The sequence below is a fragment of the Neotabrizicola shimadae genome (genome assembly GCF_019623905.1).
GTDB classification, from domain to species: domain Bacteria; phylum Pseudomonadota; class Alphaproteobacteria; order Rhodobacterales; family Rhodobacteraceae; genus Neotabrizicola; species Neotabrizicola shimadae.
Map to the genome: position 1 here is coordinate 3,665,890 of NZ_CP069370.1, position 17,632 is coordinate 3,683,521.

Here is a 17,632-nt window from a genome sequence, read left to right on the forward strand (position 1 = left end):
GCCTTGGCGAGCCCGTCCTGCGGGCGGTCTCGTCACAACCAAATCCAAGGAGGAGACCCAGATGAAGACCCTGAAGCTAACCACCGCCGCGCTTGCCCTGTCCGTGGCCTTCGTGCCCGGCCTGGCGCTGGCCGAGATTGCCGCCGACATCCAGCACCCGCTGTGGTACACCGAGCCCTCGGCCAAGACGATGGAAATTGCCGCGATGGACAGCATCGACGGCGTGGTCGTGTCGGACGGCCAGCGCGGCGAGCCGGGCTTCCCCGCTGCCGACCTCAAGCTGACGGACGAGCAGATCGAAAAGGTCCGCGCCGGCAAGTTCACCGTCGCGATCTCGATGGGGTGGCTGGGCGACGACTGGGCCAGCCAGCAGCTGATCGGCCTGAAGGAAACCTTCGAAAAGCTGGGCATCGAGGTCGTCGCGGAAACCAACGCGAACTGGGATGACGCCAAGCAGATCGCCGACCTGGAAACCATCGCGGTGCTGAAGCCCGACCTGCTGGTGTCGATCCCGCTGAACGGCCAGACCACGGCCCAGGCCTACAAGGCGATCGAGGAAGCCGGCACCAAGGTCGTCTTCATCGACCAGGCCGTCGAGGGCATGAACCCCGGCGAAGACTACGCCGCGATCATCTCGTCCGACAACCTGGCACTTGGCATGTACCTGGCCGACGCGCTGGCGGAATCGCTGGGCGGCAAGGGCGACGTGGCGGCGATGTACTTCGCCAATGACTTCTACGTCACCAACCTGCGCTACGAGGGCTTCATCGCCCGCGTGATGGCCAAGTACCCCGACATCAATGTCGTGGCGGCCGTGGGCCACAACAACCCGAACAAGGGCCAGGAAGTCGCCGACGGCGTGCTGGCGCGCTATCCGACGCTGAACGGGATGTATGCCTCGTGGTCGATCCCGGCGATGGGTGCCGTGACCTCGGCCACCGTCGCGGGCCGCACTCCGGACGACTTCAAGATCGTCAACGAGAACTTCGACCAGATCGTCGCGCTGAACATGGCGCAGGACGGCTTCATCGCCGGCATCTCCTCGCAGCGTCCCTATGACCAGGGCGTGGCCGAGGCGACGGTGGGCGCGCTGGCGCTTCTGGGCGAGGAAACCCCGTCCTATGTCGTGGTGCCGCCGCTGAAGGTGACCCGCGCCAACCTGCCGGACGCCTACAAGACGATCTACCGGATCGACCTGCCGACCGAGATGACCGAAGCGCTTTCGCAATAAGCGAAGCCTCCCCGGGTGCGCGGCCCGCTCCCTGCCGCGCGCCCGACCTTCCCGTTCTTCAACTCGCCCGAGGTCTGCCATGTCCGCCCCCGCGTTCCTCGAAATGTCCGATATCCGGAAGAGCTTCGGCACGATCCCGGTGCTGCAGCGCGTGTCCTTCTCGCTGCGGAAGGGCGAGGTCCATGCCCTGATGGGCGGCAACGGGGCAGGCAAGTCCACGCTGATGAAGATCCTGACCGGGGTCTACACGAAGGACAGCGGCACCATCCGCATCGACGGCCAGCCCATCGACCTGCATGACACCTCCGCCGCCGAGCGCGCCGGGATCGCGATGATCTTCCAGGAATTCTCGCTGGTCCCCACGCTGACGGTCGCCCAGAACATCTGGCTGAAGCGCGAGCCGCGCCTCAGCGGCACCCCCTTCATCAACAATTCCGAGATGGTCCGCAGGTCTCGCGCCTTGCTGGAAGAACTGGGCGTCGACATCGACCCGGAAACCCCGGTCGGCAGCCTGTCGGTCGGCTTCATGCAGATCGTGGAAATCGCCAAGGCGCTGTCCAAGAACGCCCGGATCCTGGTGATGGACGAGCCGACCTCGTCCCTGTCCGAGGCCGAGACCGAGGCGCTGTTCGACCTGGTGGCCAAGCTCAAGCGGTCCGGCATCTCAATCGTCTACATCTCGCACCGCATGGCCGAGATCCTGACGATCTGCGACCGCGTCACCGTCATGCGCGACGGCCAGACCGTGCTGACCGATGATTGCGCCGACATGACGGTCGAGCAGATCGTCGAGGCGATGCTGGGTCGCGGCAACACGGCCAGCTTCGAGTGGCATGACCGCGGGCCCCGTCCCGATGCCGCGCCGATCCTTCAGGTGCGCAACCTGCGCCTGCCCACGCGCGTCAACGATGTGACCTTCGACATCCGCCCCGGCGAAATCGTGGGCCTGGCCGGCCTGATGGGTTCGGGCCGCACCGAGATTGCGGAAACCATCTTCGGCCGCCGCGCCCCGGTTTCGGGCGAGGTGATCTTCGCGGGCCAGCCGGTCCGCGGCCAGTTCGACGCCATCGACCGCGGCATCGCGCTGGTGCCGGAAGACCGGCGCAAGATGGGCCTCGTCCTCGAACATTCGGTAAAGGATAACGTGCTTTTGCCGAACCTGGCCCGGTTCACCCGCAACTTCCTAGTGCAGGACGCCGAGGCGCTGAAGACCGTCAACCGCACCATCCGCGACCTCTCGATCAAGACGGACGGCCCCGACAAGCTCGCCCGCCTCCTGTCGGGCGGCAACCAGCAGAAGATCGTCATCGGCAAGTGGCTGGCGCGTGACCCGCGCCTCCTCATCCTGGACGAGCCGACGATCGGCGTCGACATCGGCGCCAAGTCGGAAATCGTCGCCACCATCCGCGCCATGGCCGACCGCGGCATGGCCGTTCTGGTGATCTCTTCCGAGCTCGAAGAACTCATGGCGATCAGCGACCGCATCCTTGTGCTGCATGCGGGCCGTATCGCGCAGAAAATGAACCGCCGCGACGTGGCGTCAGAGGAGGAACTCCACCATGCAATCCAAGGCCACCATATCCAGCCGTCCCGCGTCGTTCATGCCTGACTTCCAGTGGCGGAACTACGTCGTCTACATCTTCTTCGTCGCGGTCCTTGGCTTCTTTGCCGTGACCATCGGGGACAAGGGGTTCCTGACGATGATGAACCTCTTCAACATCGCCCGCACCACGGCGATGATCACAGTGATCGCTGTGGCGATGACCTTCGTCATCTCCTCGGGCGAGCTTGACCTTTCGGTCGGCTCCACCGCGGCTCTGGCGGCACTGACCGGGGCGCTGGTGATGCAGGCGGGCTTTGCCTGGCCGATCGCAGTGGTGGCGGCCATCGGCTCGGGGCTCGTCGTCGGCAGCCTGAACGGCTTCTTCGTGACGGTGATCGGCATCCCCTCCTTCCTGGTCACGCTGGGCATGATGCAATTCGTGCGCGGTTTCGACATGCGGGTGACCTACACCAACCCGGTCTCGATCGCCGACAAGACCTTCAACGCGCTATTCGGCTCGGGCAAATTCTTCGGCATCCCGTCGCTGCTGATCTGGTCCGTCGTCATCGCGCTGATCGGGCATATCGTCCTGAAATACACCGGTTTCGGCCGCGAGATCCTGGCGACCGGCGGCAACCGGCAGGCCGCGGAATACTCGGGCGTCAAGACCCGCCGCGTGAAGTTCATGGTCTTCCTGCTCTCTGGCGCTGCTGCGGCGCTGGCCGGGCTCCTTTACTCGGGCATGATGCAGACCGCGCGCTTCAACTTTGGCGAAGGCGCCGAGCTGATGGCGATCGCCGCGGTGATCCTGGGCGGGACCAGCCTCTTCGGTGGCAAGGGCACGATCCTCGGTACCTTCGCCGGTTCGCTTCTGATCGGCACGATCAACAACGGCCTGATCATCATGGGCCTGGACGTGTCAGAACAGATGATGGTTGCGGGTGGCATCATCATCCTGGCGGTGGCCTTCGGCAAGAAGCCGGGCGCCTGAGGAGGGGCGGATGCGCGCCGGCAACGGCGCGCGTCGGCGGACCGGGATGGCAAGGGGGGCAGGTGCGACCTGCCCCCTTGTTGCATTCTGACAGGTGCTTTCAGCCCAGCTTCTGCGCCTGGTGCGGGGCGGTCAGCGCGTGTTCCAGCCGGCAGCGAAAGCTGGCCGGCATCTGCCATTCCGGGTTCGCTCCGATGAACACGTCGAAGAAGCCCATCGCCGTGTCGGCATCCTGCCCCACGTTCTCGCGGAACGACCACCACTGGCGCAGGCTGAAGAAGTCGGGGGTCAGTTCCGTCGCGGCGTCGAACTCCTGCTCGATCACCGCGGCACGGACGTTCAGGCAGAACAGTGTGCAGGCAAAGCCCTCGGGCCAGAAGTATTCGGCCCGGTGCGTGTCGGCACCGGGCGGCAGGGGACCGGCCTTGACCGGCAGGTCGCGCAACAGGTTGCGCAGCATCAGGGCCGAGACGAAATCGAAATAGGCGCGGCGGTGCGCGGGATCGGCGGGCTTCTGCGCCTCGACGTCGCGCAACCAGGCCACGAAGATCTGCGCCAGCGTGCGGTCATCCACGGTGAACGCGACTCCGGTCTCGGCCGTCAGCTCGTTCAGCTGGCGGGCAAAGGCATCGCGGAACCAGCGCAGCCGGCGGATCGCCACGCGCAGGGGCTCGGTCGTGGCGGGCAGGGGCAGGGCGTCAGACATGGGACCGGAACTCGTCGAACAGCCGGGCGATGGTCTCGGCATCCGTTGCCCCGGCCAGCTCGGCCCGCAGCGCCAGCGCCAGATCGGTCGCGGCCGGCACCAGCAAGCGGAAGCCCGCGGCATCGGAAAGCATCGCCAGCAGCACGGCGAACACCGCGATCCGGCCGGCCTCCGGTGCGGGAAGCGCGCTTCCCTCGGGCCAGATCGCATCGCGCAGCACGCGGTGGACCAGCACCGCATCGAACAGGCGGGCGGCCGTCGCGCAGTCGTTGGCGGCATGGTCCATGCGCGCCACGTCGGCCCAGGCGGCCCGCGCCGCGGCTTCGCTGACAAGACAGCTTTCCGCGCCCAGATGCGCCAGGGCGGCGCGCAGCCCGTCATAGCAGGCGGCGGCGAAATGCGCCCCCGCGGTGGCATCCCCGGCGGCCAGATCGGGCGGGGCGTCGTCGTCCATGAGGGCGTGGGCCAGCGCCGACACGCCTTTGCCCGCCTCTTCGCCCAGCTTCAGGACCGAGGCCAGCGCACCGTCCGCGATCCTTGCGGCGGGATCGGGCAGGGCATCCAGCGGCAGGCTGCGGCGCAGCGTCCGCGTGCCGCTTTCCGCGACAAAGCGCAGCGAGCGAGCCACGTCGCGCAACGGCGCGGCATCGGGCAGGGGAATCGGGGAACGGGGTCGCATGGGGGCCTCCTCGCATCCAGTCTAGCACCGCTTGCCGTCAGGGTCAGGACCGGCAAGCGCGAAACCCCGGGGCCGGCCCGGGGGTTCTGGTCTCAGGTTCTGACGTGGCGCCCGATCAGGGCCGCCACCGCCTCGGGGTCCTCGATGTGGGGGATGTGTCCCACCCCCCGCATCAGGTGCAGCGCCACCTCGCCCGGCGCGGCAAGCGCCTGTTTCCACGGCAGGATATGGTCGTCGCGGCCCCAGATCATCATCGTGGGGGCGCTGACGCGCTCCAGCGCGGCGGTCAGGTCGAAGGCCTGCACGCCATCGGGGAAGATTGCGTGCGCCAGGTCCTGCTGCGCGGCGCGCAGCGCGGGGTCCAGCCGGGCCAGCATCGCCGCCTTGGCGAAGTCGTGGCTGATGCCATCGGGCCGCGCCGTCAGCCGCTTCAGCCAGGGCGCCAGGCTGTCCGCGCTGGAGGCGCGGGCGATGCCGTTCAGCGCATCGCCGTCGATCTCGGGCCCAAGGCCCGCCGGGGCGATCAGGCTGAGGGTGCGGATCTGGCGGGGCCGCACATCGGCCAGCGCCAGCGCCAGCGCGCCGCCGAGCGAATGGCCCAGCAAATGCACCGGACCTTCCGCCACGCGGTCGAAGGCCCGCAGCAGCTCCTTCGCCAGCTCGGCAAAGCTGCCGACCGGACGCAGCGGCGAACGTCCGTGCGAGGGAAGGTCGATGCGGACCAGCGGTAGGTCGCGCGGCAGGGCGCGTTCCAGCGGCGTCCAGCCGGTGGCGTCGGCGGCAAAGCCATGCACCAGGACCAGCGGCGTGCCGGTGCCCTTGCGGGTGGTGACATGCAGATCCCCCGGCTGTGCCGTCCAGACGAAGGGCGCGGCAGGTTCGGGCGCGGGCTGCGGGGCCGGGGAGGCCGGGAGGATCGCCGGGGGTTCCGGCACTTCGGCCAGGCGCTTCAGCGCGGCCTCGACATCGGCGCGCTGGATGCGACCGCGCGGGCCGGTTCCGGCTAAGGCGCCCAGGTCCAGCCCGCCCTCGCGGGCCAGCCGCCGGGCAACCGGCGTGGCGCGGGGGGTGCTGTAATCGGCCGGCAGGGCCTCGGGAACGGCCGTTTCGGCCGCTACGGCGGCTGCGGCTTCCAGCACCGGCACAGGCGCCTCGGCCGCGACGGCCGGGGCCGCCTGCACCGGCGAGGCGCCGACCGCCTCGCCCTCGGCGTAAAGGAAGGCCACGGGCGCGCCCACGGCCACCGTCTCGCCGGGATGCGCGAGGATGTGGTGCAGCCGCCCTGTTGCCGGGGCCTCCACCTCCATCGCCGCCTTGTCGGTTTCGATGTCGAAGAGCGCCGCGCCCTTCTTCACCAGTTCGCCCTCGGCCACATGCCACACCGCCAGCTTGCCGCTGGCCATGTCCATGTCGACCTTGGGCATGATGACTTCGACGGGCATCTCAGACCTCGCCCTTCGCCAGTTGCCGGGCCACCCGCTCGATGTCGGGCGATTGCGGCACGGCGGCGCGTTCCAGGTCGGGGTTGTAAGGGATCGGGGCCTCGGCCCCGCCCAGACGCTGGATCGGGGCGTCGAGGTAATCGAAGGCCTCGCTTTCCGCGATCAGCGCGCTGATTTCGGCACCCATGCCCAGAGTCTTCACCCCCTCATAGACGCAAAGCAGCCGTCCGGTCTTCTTGACCGATGCGATGATCGTCGCATGGTCCAGCGGGCGGACAGTTCGCAGGTCGATCACCTCGGCCTCGATGCCCTCCTTGGCAAGCCTCGCCGCCGCGTCCAGCGCGCGGTGCACCATGATGGCTGAGGCCACGATGGTCAGGTCCTTGCCCGGCCGCACCACGGCGGCCTTGCCGATGGGCGTGGTGTACCAGCCATCGGGCACCAGACCCTTCATCTTGTAAAGAAGCTTGTGTTCGAACACGATCACCGGATCGGGGTCTTCCAGCGCCGCCAGCAACATGCCCTTCGCCTCGGCCGGGGTCGAGGGTTGCACCACCTTCAGCCCCGGCACATGGCCGAACCAGGCCTCGAAGGACTGCGAGTGCTGTGCCGCCGCCCCGGTGCCCGAGCCAGAAGGCATGCGGAACACCACCGGCACCTGCGCCTCGCCGCCCAGCATGTAGCGCAGTTTCGCGGCCTGGTTGACGATCTGCTCCATCGCGAGCGCGGCAAAGTCGCTGAACTGGAATTCGAAGATCGGCTTCAGGCCGGTCAGCGCCGCGCCCACGGCGACACCCGCGCCGCCCAATTCGGAAATCGGCGTGTCCATCACCCGGTCCGGGCCGAAGCGGTCGATCAGGTCGCCGGTCACCTGGAAGGCGCCGCCATAGGTGCCGATGTCCTCGCCCATCAGCACGACCGCGGGATCACGTTGCAGGGCCAGGGCCATCGCCTCGCGGATCGCCTCGGCATAGCTCATCTCGCGGGTCTGCACTTCCGCGATGGGGGTCTGGGCGTTCATGCCGCTTCCTCCGCATGGACGAATTTCGTGACATCGGTGATGGCCGGGGCCGGGCTTGCCCGGGCAAACTCCACGCCATCCGCCACCGCCTGCTTGGCCGCCGCCTCGATGGCCTCGGCCCCCTCGGCATCCAGGATGCCATGCGCGATCAGCTCGTCGCGGAACCGAGCGATCGGGTCGCGCGACATCCATTCCTCGATCTCGTCCTTGGTGCGATAGCGGTTGCGGTCCGACTTGGAATGGCCGCGCCAGCGGTAGGTCAGGTTCTCCACCAGGCTCGGCCCGTCGCCAGCCCGCGCCCGGGCGATGGCCTCGTGCAGCGCCCCGGCCACCGCCGAGAAATCGTTGCCGTCCACCGTCATGCCCGGCATGGCATAGGCCGCCGCGCGTTCCGCGATGTTCTTCACCGCCGTGGCATAGGTGGCGGGCGTCGACATGCCGTAGCGGTTGTTCTCGCAGACGAAGATCACCGGCAGCTTCCAGATCGCCGCCATGTTCAATGCCTCGTGGAAGGCGCCCTCGTTATTGGCGCCGTCGCCGAAGAAGCAGATCGTCACGTCATCGCGCCCCAGCCGCTTGGCCGTCAGCGCCGCGCCCACCGCGATGGGCAGGCCGCCGCCGACGATGCCGTTCGCGCCCAGGTTGCCGGTCTTCACATCCGCGATGTGCATCGACCCGCCGCGGCCGTGGCAATAGCCGGTTTCCTTGCCGAAGAACTCGGCGAACATCCGCCCCACATCCGCGCCCTTGGCGATGCAATGGCCGTGGCCGCGGTGGGTGGAGGTGATCTTGTCGGCGTCGGTCAGTTCCATGCAGGTGGCGACCGCCGATGCTTCCTGCCCGATCGACAGGTGCATCGTGCCGTGAATCAGCCCGCGCATATAGCTTTCTTCCGCCCCCTCCTCGAACAGCCGGATCAGGTGCATCTTGCGCAGCGCCTCTTTCAGCTGATCCGGTGAGAACTGCCGGATCGCGAAGGGGATGTTTTCCTGGGTGTCGCGCATCACACCGACTCCAGCCCGAAGACCAACTCGTCCTGCCGGGCGCGCAGCGCGGCGATCCGGCTGCCCTCGGCGGGTTTCGCATTGGCATAGGTGATCAGCTCGCCCTTGCGGATCGGCGCGGTCACGGTACCGCCGGCCAGCAGGCCGCTTGGGATCGCTCGGCCTTCGCGGGCGGCGCCGGCCTCCATGATCCAGGCGCGGTAGCAATACTCGCCGATCTGGTCCAGCTTCTCGCCCGGCTTCATGTCCTTCTTGGCCAGGGCGCAGACCTCGGCCACCGGCTTCGCCAGCGGCACCATGTCGGGCTTGCCGTACAGCACCACGCGAGCGCAGGTCAGCGGCACCTCCAGCGAGGTCAGGTGATAGGGGCGGTGGAAGATGAAGTAGGGGCCCTTGCCCATCTTCAGGTCTTCCATGCGTTCCCAGATGCGGGGGTGGTCCATCTCGGCCACGACGAACACGCCGGGCGCCACGCCCTTGCCGATCGAGTAATCCACCACGCCAACCCGGCCCAGCACGCCGCCATCTGCCTTGGGCACCAGCACCTTGTTCAGTTGGTCCAGCGTCGCCGCCGGGCCGTGCATGCCGGCCACATCGGGCACTAGGCCCGTGGCATTGGCGATGGCTGCCATTTCCACCATCGTCTTCGACCCGTCCACGAATTCCACCAGCATCCGTACGTTCATGTGCCGGCGCGCCGCCTCTTCCTCATAGGCGGGCGGGGTGGCGTCGACGTTCAGCGGGTTGTTCTTGCCCTTGCCGGCCGCGACGATGCGGTGGCCCATCGCGCTAACGAACTCGATCAGCTCCATGCAGGACGACGGCTCGTCGCCCGCGCCCAGCGAGTAGGTCACGCCCAGCCGGTCGGCCTCGGCCTTCAGGTAAGCGCCGATGGTCACGTCGGCCTCGACGTTCATCATCACCAGGTGCTTGCCGTGTTCCATCGCGCGCAGGCCGATCTCGGCCCCCACCGCGGGAACCCCGGTCGCATCCACCACCACGTCGATCAGGCCCGAATTCAGGATGGCATTGGCGTCCGAGGTGACGGCCACCTTGCCGGCCTCGATGGCGGCGTTGACGCTGTCGGTGCCGGTCGCCTCGCGGGCATGGCCCTTCTCGCGGAAGGCGATGTCCACCGCCTTGTGGGCGTTCACCGGGTTCAGCTCGGAAATCGCGCCGATCTCGATGCCTTCCATATGCGCGACGCGGGCGACGATGTCGGTGCCCATCTCGCCCGATCCGATCAGGCCGATGCGGACGGGGCGTCCGGTGGCCGCGCGCTGGCGCAGGTCGCGGGCAAGGCCGGTGGGGGCGACGTTGATCGGCATGGGATGTCCTCCTGGTGATCCGGGTGCCGGGCCGCCCTTGGGAATCGCTCCGGCGGGTCCGGTCTGCATAAGGGGATTTAGACTTGCGAATGATCTTTTGTCAAACACAAAGTAAAAATGTTCATGTCGATTGTGGGGCGATGCGTCAGGCACAATGCAGACGGCCCGGCGCGGGGGCGCCGGGCCGTTCACAGGGCAAGCTCATCCGTTCAGCCGTGCAGCAGCGCTTCCGCGGTCGTCTCGTCGGTGATCAGCACGGTCGGCCGGATCAGCGCCAGCGCGCCCCGCAATGCCGCCACCTTGTCCGGTCCGCCCGAGGCCAGGATGCGTTCGGGCGCGCGGCACAGCGCGGGAACGGGCGGGCACATGATCCTGCGGTTCAGCGGGTGATCCACCAGCCGGCCTGCGGCGTCGAAGAAGTTGAACAGCACGTTGCCCACCGCGCCCGCCGCCGCCAGCTCCCGCCGAACCGCTGCCGGGATGGGATCGTCCGGTCCCGTGACGGTGCCCGACACCACCCCGCCCACCGACAGCAGCACGGCATCCAGCGCCTCGGTCCGTGCAAAGGTCTCGCCGATGCCGCAGTTCTCGATCAGGCGCTGCTTGGTGTCGGGATCGTCCACGATGGCGGGCGCCGCGATAAGGTAGCAGCGCGCCTTGAACAGCCGCGAAAACGCCCAGGCGAACTCGGCCGGGTTGTAATGCTCGACCGCCGAGATCCCGCCCAGAAGCGAGACCACGGTGTCGGCCTGCCCCCCGGCCAGGAAATCCAGCGACCCGTGCAGCGTGCGGCCCCAGCCGACGCCGATCTTGGTCTCGGCCTGCATGAAGCCCGAAAGCCACGCCCCCGTCGCCGCGCCGATGGCGCCTGCCGGGTTGGCATCGGGTGCCGACAGGGGCGCCACCACCGCCTCGCGCAGGCCAAAGCTGCGCTCCAACCCGATCTCCAGCCGCGGCAGGTCGGCAATCTCACGCGACAGGGTGATCGATACCTCGTGCAGGGCGCGCGCATCGGCCAGAAGCCGCGTCACCGTCACCCGGCCAATGCCCAGCCGGTCGGCAATCGCGCCCTGGGTCATGTCCTCGACATAGTACATCCAGGCCACCCGCAGCCGCAGCCGCGACGACCGCCGCCTCCCGGCATCGGCCTCGAAGGCCGGGACGGGCGGGCGCAGCGGCGCGGTCATGCGCTTTCGCGCTGCGGCGGCGCCTCCAGCAGCGCGGCGATCTCGGCGCGCACCTCTGGCCGGTCCCGGCCCGTCATGCCGATCAGCGTGCGGCGATGAAGGATGTCCTCGATGCCGCCCACCTTTTCCGTCGCGGCGATGTGGCGGATCTCTTCGCGGGCGAAATCCGGCAGGCTGGCCAGCATCGCCTCGCCCCGGCCCCGCAGCGCCGTGCAATAGGCTTCGGCCCGCGTGCCATAGCGTGACAGCAGCACGTCGGCCCGCTCGGCCGAAAGTCCACCGGCCTTCGCCAGCCGCAGCGCCAGGGCCCGCCGCCCCGCGGCATCGCGCGGAAAGCCGCGCCCGCCGCCGATGGCCAGACCCGCGGTCGACACGCGCCGGGCCAGACCCAGATCCTTCAGCGCCCGGTCCGCAGCCAGTTCCGAGAAGGCTCGGAACGTTGTCCACTTGCCGCCGATCAGGCAATCCACTGGAACCGCGGTTCCCGGCAGCGCCAGGCGCGCCACCGAATGGTCCCGCGTCACCGCGCCCACCTCGTTGCCGGCGCGGGGCAGGGGGCGCACGCCGCAGAACCGGTGCACCACCTGGTCGGGCCGGATCGGGATGTCAGGAAACACCTCGGCCACCGCGGCGCAGAGATAGGCTTCCTCATCGTCCGTGCAGCGCGCCTTGTCCGGTTCGACCTGCGCGATGTCGGTCGCCCCCACCAGCACCTTGCCGGCGAAGGGGTACAGCAGGTTCACCCGCCCGTCCGGCGTGCCGAAATAGATCATCCGCCCGGCGAGGGCGCGCGACAGGGCAGGGTTCTCCACCACCAGATGCGATCCCCGGCTTCCACCCATCAACTGCGTCTGCAGCCCGAGCGCGCCGTTCACCGCGTCGATCCAGGCGCCGCCGGCGTTGATCACCATCTTCGGCCGGACCCGCGCGACCTGCCCGCCGGCCCGTCGCCAGGTCACGACCCCGTCCTCGGCGCCTGTCACCGTCACATGCGTCTCGGCCCACGCCTTCGGATTCGCGGCCTCGCTGTCCAGCACCAGCTCCAGCCCCAGCCGCTCGGCATGGGTGATATGGCCCTCGTAGTAGATGCCCGCGCCGCGGATCGCCGCGGCCATGTCCGGCAGCATCCGCCGCAGCGCACCCTGCCGCAGCATCCGCGACCCCGGCATGGATTGCAGCGCCCGGCCATAGATGTCGTACAGCTTCAGCCCCAGGGCGGTGATCAGGAAGCCCCGGTCATCCAGCCTGGCCTTCATACCCAGGAACCGCGCCACCGACCCGGCAATGCCGCCCCAGGTCGACCGCACCGGCACCACGCATTCCAGCGGCTGCACATAGTGCGGCGCGGTGGCCAGCAGCATGTTCCGCTCGGTCAGCGATTCCTTCACCAGCCGGAACTCGCCCGTCTCCAGGTATTTCAGCCCGCCGTGCATCAGGCGGGACGAGGCGGCCGAGGCGCCCTGGCAGATGTCGCCCCGCTCCAGCAGCCGGACCGACACACCCTGCAGGGCCAGATCACGGAAGGTGCCGCAGCCGTTGATGCCGCCGCCGATGATCAGGACATCGACTTCCTCGACCTCAGACATCGGAGATTGCCACCTTCATGGCTGAACCGCTTTCCGCCATCGAGAATGCCGCATCCACCTCGTTCAGGCCATAGCGATGCGTGACCATGCCGGTCAGGTCGATCCGGCCGTCCGCCACCATGTTCAGTGCGTCTTCGTAATCCTTGCGCGACAGCCCGAAGGCCCCGGTCAGGCGGAGTTCCTCATAATGGATGGCATTCACGTCCAGAGTGCCGGTCTCGCCCTTGGAAAAGCCCGCGAACAGGCTGACCCGTCCACCCTTGGCCGCCAGCCCCACCGCCTGCGCCGCCAGGGCCGGGATGCCGATGGCGCAGATCACCACGTCCGCGCCAAGCCCCCGCGTCTGGGCCCGCACCGCCGCGCGCAGGTCGCCCGCGTTCGGGTCGATCACCACATCCGCGCCGAAGGCCAGCGCCGCTTCGCGCCGCGCGGCGTTGGGTTCCGACACGATCACCCGCGCCGCCCCGCGCAGCCGCGCCAGCTTCACATGCAGCGTGCCGATCGGCCCGGCGCCCAGGATCACCACGTGGTCGCCCTGTCGCAGCCCCACCTTGTTCTGCCCGTTCAGCACGCAGGCCAGCGGTTCGACCAGGCTGGCTTCCTCGTGGCTTACATGGTCGGGCAGCAGATGCACGTTGCCCAGTTCCACCGCCCGCGCCGGGATGCGGATGAATTCGGCGAAAGCGCCGTCGATCTCGTATCCGATGGCCTGCAGGTCGGGGCACAGGTTCTCGCGCCCCCGGGTGCATTGCGGGCAGTGGCCGCAGGGAATGGCGGGACAGACGCCGACCCGCTGGCCGACGTTGAACAGCGAGGGGCCATGCACCGCGACGATCTCGCCCGCGAATTCATGCCCGATGATCGAGGGATAGCGGATGCCGGCGGTCTTGCGGCCACGGAACACGCGTATGTCGGTGCCGCAGATCGTGGCCGCCTTGACGCGCAGGATCAGGTCGCCCGGTTCGGTCACCGGATCGGCGGTCAGGCCCAGCTGCATCTGATTCGGGGCTTGAAGAATTGCGGCTTTCACGCTGGCCTCCCTGGCGACGTGAACAAAAGATACAGACAAAAAACTTTCGCGCAACATGAAATTGCAGATCGCCGGGCCATACACCCCCGCGCCGCACGCGTCAGACGCGGTCCTCGCGGCGCTGGAAGCGGGGGAGTGAGGCTTGCACGCTCGGCACGGGTCCCAGCCGGCGATGCAAGGGCAACTTCGAACATTTATGTTGACAGTGGATCAAATGTTCATTCTACTTGACCCCAAGCTACGGGGAGGATGCCATGCGCTATGACTATGTCTCGGTCGGATTCTACACCTTCGATTGCCTCGGCTGGCCGGTGTCGGAGATCCCGTCGGGCGGCGGCACGGTGTTCATCAACGACCTGACGATGGCAGTCTCCGGTGCGGCCGGGACGGCGGCCATCGTCGCGGCAAAGCTTGGCCTGACGACGCTTGCCGTTGGCGGATATGGCCAAGACATGATGGGCGATTGGGCGGTGTCCCGGCTGGAAAGCTTTGGCATCGACACCTCTGGCCTGCAGCGGCTGAACGGCGTGCCTACGTCGTCCTCAATAGTGCTGACCCGTGCCGACGGCTCGCGCCCCGCGCTGCACTTGAAGGGGGCGACCGGGCATTTCGTGGTGAAGCCCGAGGATTTCGACGCCGTGACGGACACCCGCGTGTTCCACCTGGGCGGTGTTGGGCTGATGGACGCGATGGATGGCCCGCGCAACGCAGCGCTGATGGCCCATGCGAAGAAGCGCGGATGCATCACCACCGTCGACATCTTCGCCGGCTCTGCCGCCGACCTGCCGGATGTGGATGCCGTGCTACCCTACACCGATTACTTCATCCCATCGGTCGAGGAAGCCCATGCCCTGACCGGCATGACCGATCTTGACGACATGGCCGCCTTCTTCATGAACCGCGGCGCACAGGCCTGCGTCTTCACTTTGGGGGGCGACGGTGCCTATTACCGCGACCGCAACGGGCTGACCTTCCGCATCCCCGCCTTCTCGATCGACGTGGTCTGCACCTGCGGCTGCGGCGACGTGTTCAACGCGGGCTTTGCCGCTGGCCTTCTGAACGGCATGTCGCCGCAGGATTCGGTGCGCCTTGCCCAGGCCTCCTCGGCGCTAAACGCCACCGGGCTTGGCAGCCAGGCAGGTGTCGTCTCGCTGCCCGATACGCTGGCGTTCATGCGTGCCTGCTCGGTCAAGGCGGCCTGATCCGCCCGTCCAGGGCTTGAAGCGCAGCACATATCCACCCATTCTGCCACAAATGTCGGGCCCGACCCGGCTAACCGTGACGCATGGGGGCACGAGTGACGGTTGTTGACGTGAACGACGATGTGAAGACCCGGATCGCCTGGCTCTATTATGTCGAGGGCATGACGCAGGACGAGGTGGCGAACCTCGTCGGCATGAACCGCTCGCGCGTGCTGCGCATCCTCGCTGCTGCGCGCCAGGACGGCACGGTGCAGATCCGCGTGACCACGCGCATGTCGCGCTGCGTGGAACTGGAGCGGATGCTGGAAGACCGCTGGAACCTGACCCGCGCCATCGTGGTGCCGGAACCGCAAGACCCGAACGCCCTGCGCGCCATCATCGGGGCCGAGGTCGGCGCCTACATGTCGCAGACCGTGGCCGCGAACATGACCATCGGCCTTGGCTGGGGCAAGACGCTCACCTCGGGCGTGCCGGCCATCGAACCGCGCGCCGCCGATGGCGTGAAGGTGCTGGCTATGCTGGGCGGCCTGACCCGCGTCTCCTCGATAAACCCGTCGGAATTCGCCTGGCGTGTGGCTGACCGGCTGTCCGCCGAATGCTACATGCTGGCCGCGCCGGTCTATGCCCCCGACAAGCGCACCCGCGACGCGCTGATGGGCCATCCCGGCATCGCCGAGGTCTTCGCCCGCGCGCAATCGCTCGATATGGCCGTGGTCTCGGTGGGCGACCTGACGCCCCATTCGGTCTTTTCCGAATACGGCCTTCTCACCCGCGACGAGATCGCCTCGCTGGAAGCCGCTGGCGCGGTGGGCGACCTGCTCTGCCATTTCATCGACGCCGAGGGCAACGTCATCGACCACCCGGTGAACGAGCGGGTGCTGGCGCTGAACCCTCTCTCCTTGCGCGGCACGCGACAGATCGTGCTGGCCTCGGGCGGCTGGCACAAGCTGACCGTGATCCGCGCCGCGCTGAAGCTGCTGCGCCCGACGGTGCTGATCGTCAACGAACTGGTGGCCGAGCGGCTAGCGGTGGAGACGCGGTAAGCCCGGGCGGATCTTTCTCCTTTGTTCTATCGGAGAATGGTCAACTCATATGCTGATCAGCATTTCGGCCGCGAGACCCGACCCAAAGTGGCCGCCTTCGATGGGATGCGAGGGCTGTGGCGGCCTGCACGAAGTGTCGGCGGCTGGCGCGGCCCAGATTCGGGCAGACACTGCGGTTCAAGCTGAGGCGCCCGTGGACATCCACGAACTCTTCAGTGACGCCCCCCTGTTTTGGCGCAGGCGCCCGAGACAAGCAGAGCTCTAGATACCCGAGGTCAGTTCGACTTCCATCCGCGGAATGTGTTCCGGGATTGGACGGCGACTTAGCGTGTTTTGCTCCTCCATTTGCGGTCGCGTCATCCGTACCGTCATAGCGACGGTGGCGATCTCGTTGGTCTCCAGCACCAACTGGAGTGGTTTCGCCGTCCCGGGCGCGGCGGCGGACGATATGGGCGAGGCCCGGCCAACTGCTTGCGCAGCCTCCCGATCAGGGCTGCCTGTGCCTTAAAGTCGTTCGACGCCGCGTTATCGCGCAAAGGCCAAATAGGATTCATCCCACGAATCCAGCCGGTTAGTCAGGGTGGTTAAGCCCCTTACAATTCGACAAGAAGCGGTTCAATTCGCTTCGACGCACCTTAGATTTCGCATCGAGGTGCAGGCAACTGACGGCGGTTGCGCGCCCCCGCAACCAAAAATACCTAGCTAGATCAAGACGTTAGCAGACGCCTTCTCGGGCGGCTTTTTGCTGTCCGAACCGCGGGTCAACAATAGGTCAACAAACGGACGAATTCCGCGTGCAAAATCAGGGGCATAGTAGGTCGACGGGATCGCGAACGCGCGAAAACCGCAGAAAAGCGCGCTCACTCGGAAGGAAGGCTGATCTGCAGTTGGGCAAGCGCTTCAGGCGCGATCTCGTCCCGAACCTGATCCAGCAAAGCGAGAAGATCATCCTGACGCGGCTGCCCGAATGCCAGCGGATACAGCGCCACTGATCGGTTCAGCCAGGAAAGCCGCGTCTCTCTTCGGCTGAAGGGAAGCGACAAGATATGACGTTCGACCTTGGTGGGGCCGTCGAGCGCCAAGCAACGCAACTCTTTCCTGCGTCGCGCTGACGACAAGCCACCCCGAAGACACGGTTCACCCAGAGGGTTTGCCCGAAGGGACATCGCGCGATCCGTCGCACGGCTCCGTCCTACACGAGCTTGAGTCTTCGGCGCTGTTACAGCATAACGTGATGGCCATGCGAAACGCCGCCCCCCTTTTTCGTCGGCTGGTGCTGATGTTTATCCTGACCGCTGCACTGATTGCGACGGGTTTTGGGCACCGCATGCCTTCGGCGAACGACAGCATGATTGACGCTTTTCTGTTGTCCGGCGGATCACTCGCCGATCTTTGCGGTGATACCGACGGCAACGGCTTGCCCGACCACGGTGACTGCCCGGCCTGTCACATTGTCGCTTCGGCTGAATTGCCGGACGCTAACCTGACCCTAAATGATGTGGACCTGGCATTTGTTGCCAAGGTCATCGCCCCAGGCGAGAGCCGTGCCTTGCGGACGGTTCTTGATCCTGCGCGCGGGATGCGCGCGCCCCCTCTGACCTGATCGCGTTCTTCAAACCGATCAATCCCGGCGCGTGAC

The 17,632-nt window shown here is 67.3% G+C and carries 16 protein-coding genes; 6 read left to right on the forward strand and 10 right to left on the reverse strand.

The features are described 5' to 3' along the window. Positions 1 to 61: 61 nt before the first annotated feature. The 3 genes from JO391_RS17760 (at position 62) to JO391_RS17770 (ending at position 3,765) form a co-directional block, all read left to right on the forward strand. Positions 62 to 1,231, forward strand: a complete 1,170-nt coding sequence (locus JO391_RS17760; protein ID WP_220661757.1) for a substrate-binding domain-containing protein — start codon at positions 62 to 64, stop codon at positions 1,229 to 1,231. 79 nt (positions 1,232 to 1,310) lie between these two features. Beyond that, positions 1,311 to 2,840, forward strand: a complete 1,530-nt coding sequence (locus JO391_RS17765) for a sugar ABC transporter ATP-binding protein (RefSeq protein ID WP_220661758.1) — start codon at positions 1,311 to 1,313, stop codon at positions 2,838 to 2,840. Then, complete coding sequence (locus JO391_RS17770; RefSeq protein WP_220661759.1) at positions 2,791 to 3,765, forward strand: ABC transporter permease; 975 nt, start codon at positions 2,791 to 2,793, stop codon at positions 3,763 to 3,765. Before JO391_RS17765 ends, JO391_RS17770 begins: the two co-directional genes overlap by 50 nt. A 100-nt stretch (positions 3,766 to 3,865) precedes the next feature. Here the strand turns inward: JO391_RS17770 and JO391_RS17775 are convergent, their stop codons facing one another. The 9 genes from JO391_RS17775 to JO391_RS17815 form a co-directional block, all read right to left on the reverse strand. Then, positions 3,866 to 4,471, reverse strand: coding sequence for a hypothetical protein (locus JO391_RS17775; protein WP_220661760.1), 606 nt, complete (start codon positions 4,469 to 4,471; stop codon positions 3,866 to 3,868). Then, entirely contained in the window at positions 4,464 to 5,150 is a 687-nt protein-coding gene (locus JO391_RS17780) for a hypothetical protein (protein ID WP_220661761.1), read from the reverse strand. The genes JO391_RS17775 and JO391_RS17780 overlap by 8 nt, the downstream gene beginning before the upstream one ends. A 92-nt stretch (positions 5,151 to 5,242) precedes the next feature. Then, positions 5,243 to 6,592: an acetoin dehydrogenase dihydrolipoyllysine-residue acetyltransferase subunit gene (locus JO391_RS17785; RefSeq protein ID WP_220661762.1), complete on the reverse strand. Its 1,350-nt coding sequence runs from the start codon at positions 6,590 to 6,592 to the stop codon at positions 5,243 to 5,245. Between the two features lies 1 nt (position 6,593). Next, positions 6,594 to 7,613, reverse strand: a complete 1,020-nt coding sequence (locus tag JO391_RS17790; protein WP_220661763.1) for an alpha-ketoacid dehydrogenase subunit beta — start codon at positions 7,611 to 7,613, stop codon at positions 6,594 to 6,596. Continuing rightward, positions 7,610 to 8,617: a thiamine pyrophosphate-dependent dehydrogenase E1 component subunit alpha gene (locus JO391_RS17795; RefSeq protein WP_220661764.1), complete on the reverse strand. Its 1,008-nt coding sequence runs from the start codon at positions 8,615 to 8,617 to the stop codon at positions 7,610 to 7,612. Before JO391_RS17795 ends, JO391_RS17790 begins: the two co-directional genes overlap by 4 nt. After that, positions 8,617 to 9,945 carry an NAD(P)H-dependent oxidoreductase gene (locus tag JO391_RS17800; RefSeq protein ID WP_220661765.1) on the reverse strand — a complete coding sequence of 443 codons (1,329 nt, stop codon included), beginning with the start codon at positions 9,943 to 9,945 and terminating at the stop codon, positions 8,617 to 8,619. The genes JO391_RS17795 and JO391_RS17800 overlap by 1 nt, the downstream gene beginning before the upstream one ends. 209 nt (positions 9,946 to 10,154) lie before the next feature. Next, a complete protein-coding gene (locus tag JO391_RS17805; protein ID WP_220661766.1) occupies positions 10,155 to 11,132 on the reverse strand; it encodes a sugar-binding transcriptional regulator in 978 nt (325 codons plus the stop codon). Continuing rightward, entirely contained in the window at positions 11,129 to 12,718 is a 1,590-nt protein-coding gene (locus tag JO391_RS17810) for a glycerol-3-phosphate dehydrogenase/oxidase (protein ID WP_220661767.1), read from the reverse strand. Before JO391_RS17810 ends, JO391_RS17805 begins: the two co-directional genes overlap by 4 nt. After that, complete coding sequence (locus tag JO391_RS17815; RefSeq protein WP_259444746.1) at positions 12,711 to 13,715, reverse strand: zinc-dependent dehydrogenase; 1,005 nt, start codon at positions 13,713 to 13,715, stop codon at positions 12,711 to 12,713. The genes JO391_RS17810 and JO391_RS17815 overlap by 8 nt, the downstream gene beginning before the upstream one ends. Before the next feature lie 287 nt (positions 13,716 to 14,002). On the opposite strand from JO391_RS17815, the gene JO391_RS17820 reads away from it, so the two are divergent. After that, positions 14,003 to 14,950, forward strand: coding sequence for a carbohydrate kinase family protein (locus JO391_RS17820; protein WP_220661769.1), 948 nt, complete (start codon positions 14,003 to 14,005; stop codon positions 14,948 to 14,950). 95 nt (positions 14,951 to 15,045) lie between these two features. After that, positions 15,046 to 15,993 carry a sugar-binding transcriptional regulator gene (locus JO391_RS17825; protein WP_259444747.1) on the forward strand — a complete coding sequence of 316 codons (948 nt, stop codon included), beginning with the start codon at positions 15,046 to 15,048 and terminating at the stop codon, positions 15,991 to 15,993. 860 nt (positions 15,994 to 16,853) lie between these two features. On the opposite strand, the gene JO391_RS17830 is transcribed toward JO391_RS17825, so the two are convergent. Then, positions 16,854 to 17,075 carry a hypothetical protein gene (locus tag JO391_RS17830; protein ID WP_220661771.1) on the reverse strand — a complete coding sequence of 74 codons (222 nt, stop codon included), beginning with the start codon at positions 17,073 to 17,075 and terminating at the stop codon, positions 16,854 to 16,856. A gap of 152 nt (positions 17,076 to 17,227) precedes the next feature. Here JO391_RS17830 and JO391_RS17835 point away from each other — a divergent pair, with 152 nt between their 5' ends. Then, the gene (locus JO391_RS17835) at positions 17,228 to 17,596 is read left to right on the forward strand and encodes a hypothetical protein (RefSeq protein WP_220661772.1); all 369 of its coding nucleotides are present in this window, start codon (positions 17,228 to 17,230) and stop codon (positions 17,594 to 17,596) included. Positions 17,597 to 17,632 lie beyond the last annotated feature (36 nt).

Bases quoted from the DNA above. Each gene is read 5' to 3' on its own strand.
- JO391_RS17790 (WP_220661763.1), bottom strand. From the start codon at position 7,613: ATGAACGCCCAGACCCCCATCGCGGAAGTGCAGACCCGCGAGATGAGC.
- JO391_RS17770 (WP_220661759.1), top strand. From the start codon at position 2,791: ATGCAATCCAAGGCCACCATATCCAGCCGTCCCGCGTCGTTCATGCCT.
- JO391_RS17785 (WP_220661762.1), bottom strand. From the start codon at position 6,592: ATGCCCGTCGAAGTCATCATGCCCAAGGTCGACATGGACATGGCCAGC.
- JO391_RS17765 (WP_220661758.1), top strand. From the start codon at position 1,311: ATGTCCGCCCCCGCGTTCCTCGAAATGTCCGATATCCGGAAGAGCTTC.
- JO391_RS17795 (WP_220661764.1), bottom strand. From the start codon at position 8,617: ATGCGCGACACCCAGGAAAACATCCCCTTCGCGATCCGGCAGTTCTCA.
- JO391_RS17775 (WP_220661760.1), bottom strand. From the start codon at position 4,471: ATGTCTGACGCCCTGCCCCTGCCCGCCACGACCGAGCCCCTGCGCGTG.
- JO391_RS17800 (WP_220661765.1), bottom strand. From the start codon at position 9,945: ATGCCGATCAACGTCGCCCCCACCGGCCTTGCCCGCGACCTGCGCCAG.
- JO391_RS17810 (WP_220661767.1), bottom strand. From the start codon at position 12,718: ATGTCTGAGGTCGAGGAAGTCGATGTCCTGATCATCGGCGGCGGCATC.
- JO391_RS17820 (WP_220661769.1), top strand. From the start codon at position 14,003: ATGCGCTATGACTATGTCTCGGTCGGATTCTACACCTTCGATTGCCTC.
- JO391_RS17780 (WP_220661761.1), bottom strand. From the start codon at position 5,150: ATGCGACCCCGTTCCCCGATTCCCCTGCCCGATGCCGCGCCGTTGCGC.
- JO391_RS17805 (WP_220661766.1), bottom strand. From the start codon at position 11,132: ATGACCGCGCCGCTGCGCCCGCCCGTCCCGGCCTTCGAGGCCGATGCC.
- JO391_RS17760 (WP_220661757.1), top strand. From the start codon at position 62: ATGAAGACCCTGAAGCTAACCACCGCCGCGCTTGCCCTGTCCGTGGCC.
- JO391_RS17835 (WP_220661772.1), top strand. From the start codon at position 17,228: ATGGCCATGCGAAACGCCGCCCCCCTTTTTCGTCGGCTGGTGCTGATG.
- JO391_RS17815 (WP_259444746.1), bottom strand. From the start codon at position 13,715: ATGCAGCTGGGCCTGACCGCCGATCCGGTGACCGAACCGGGCGACCTG.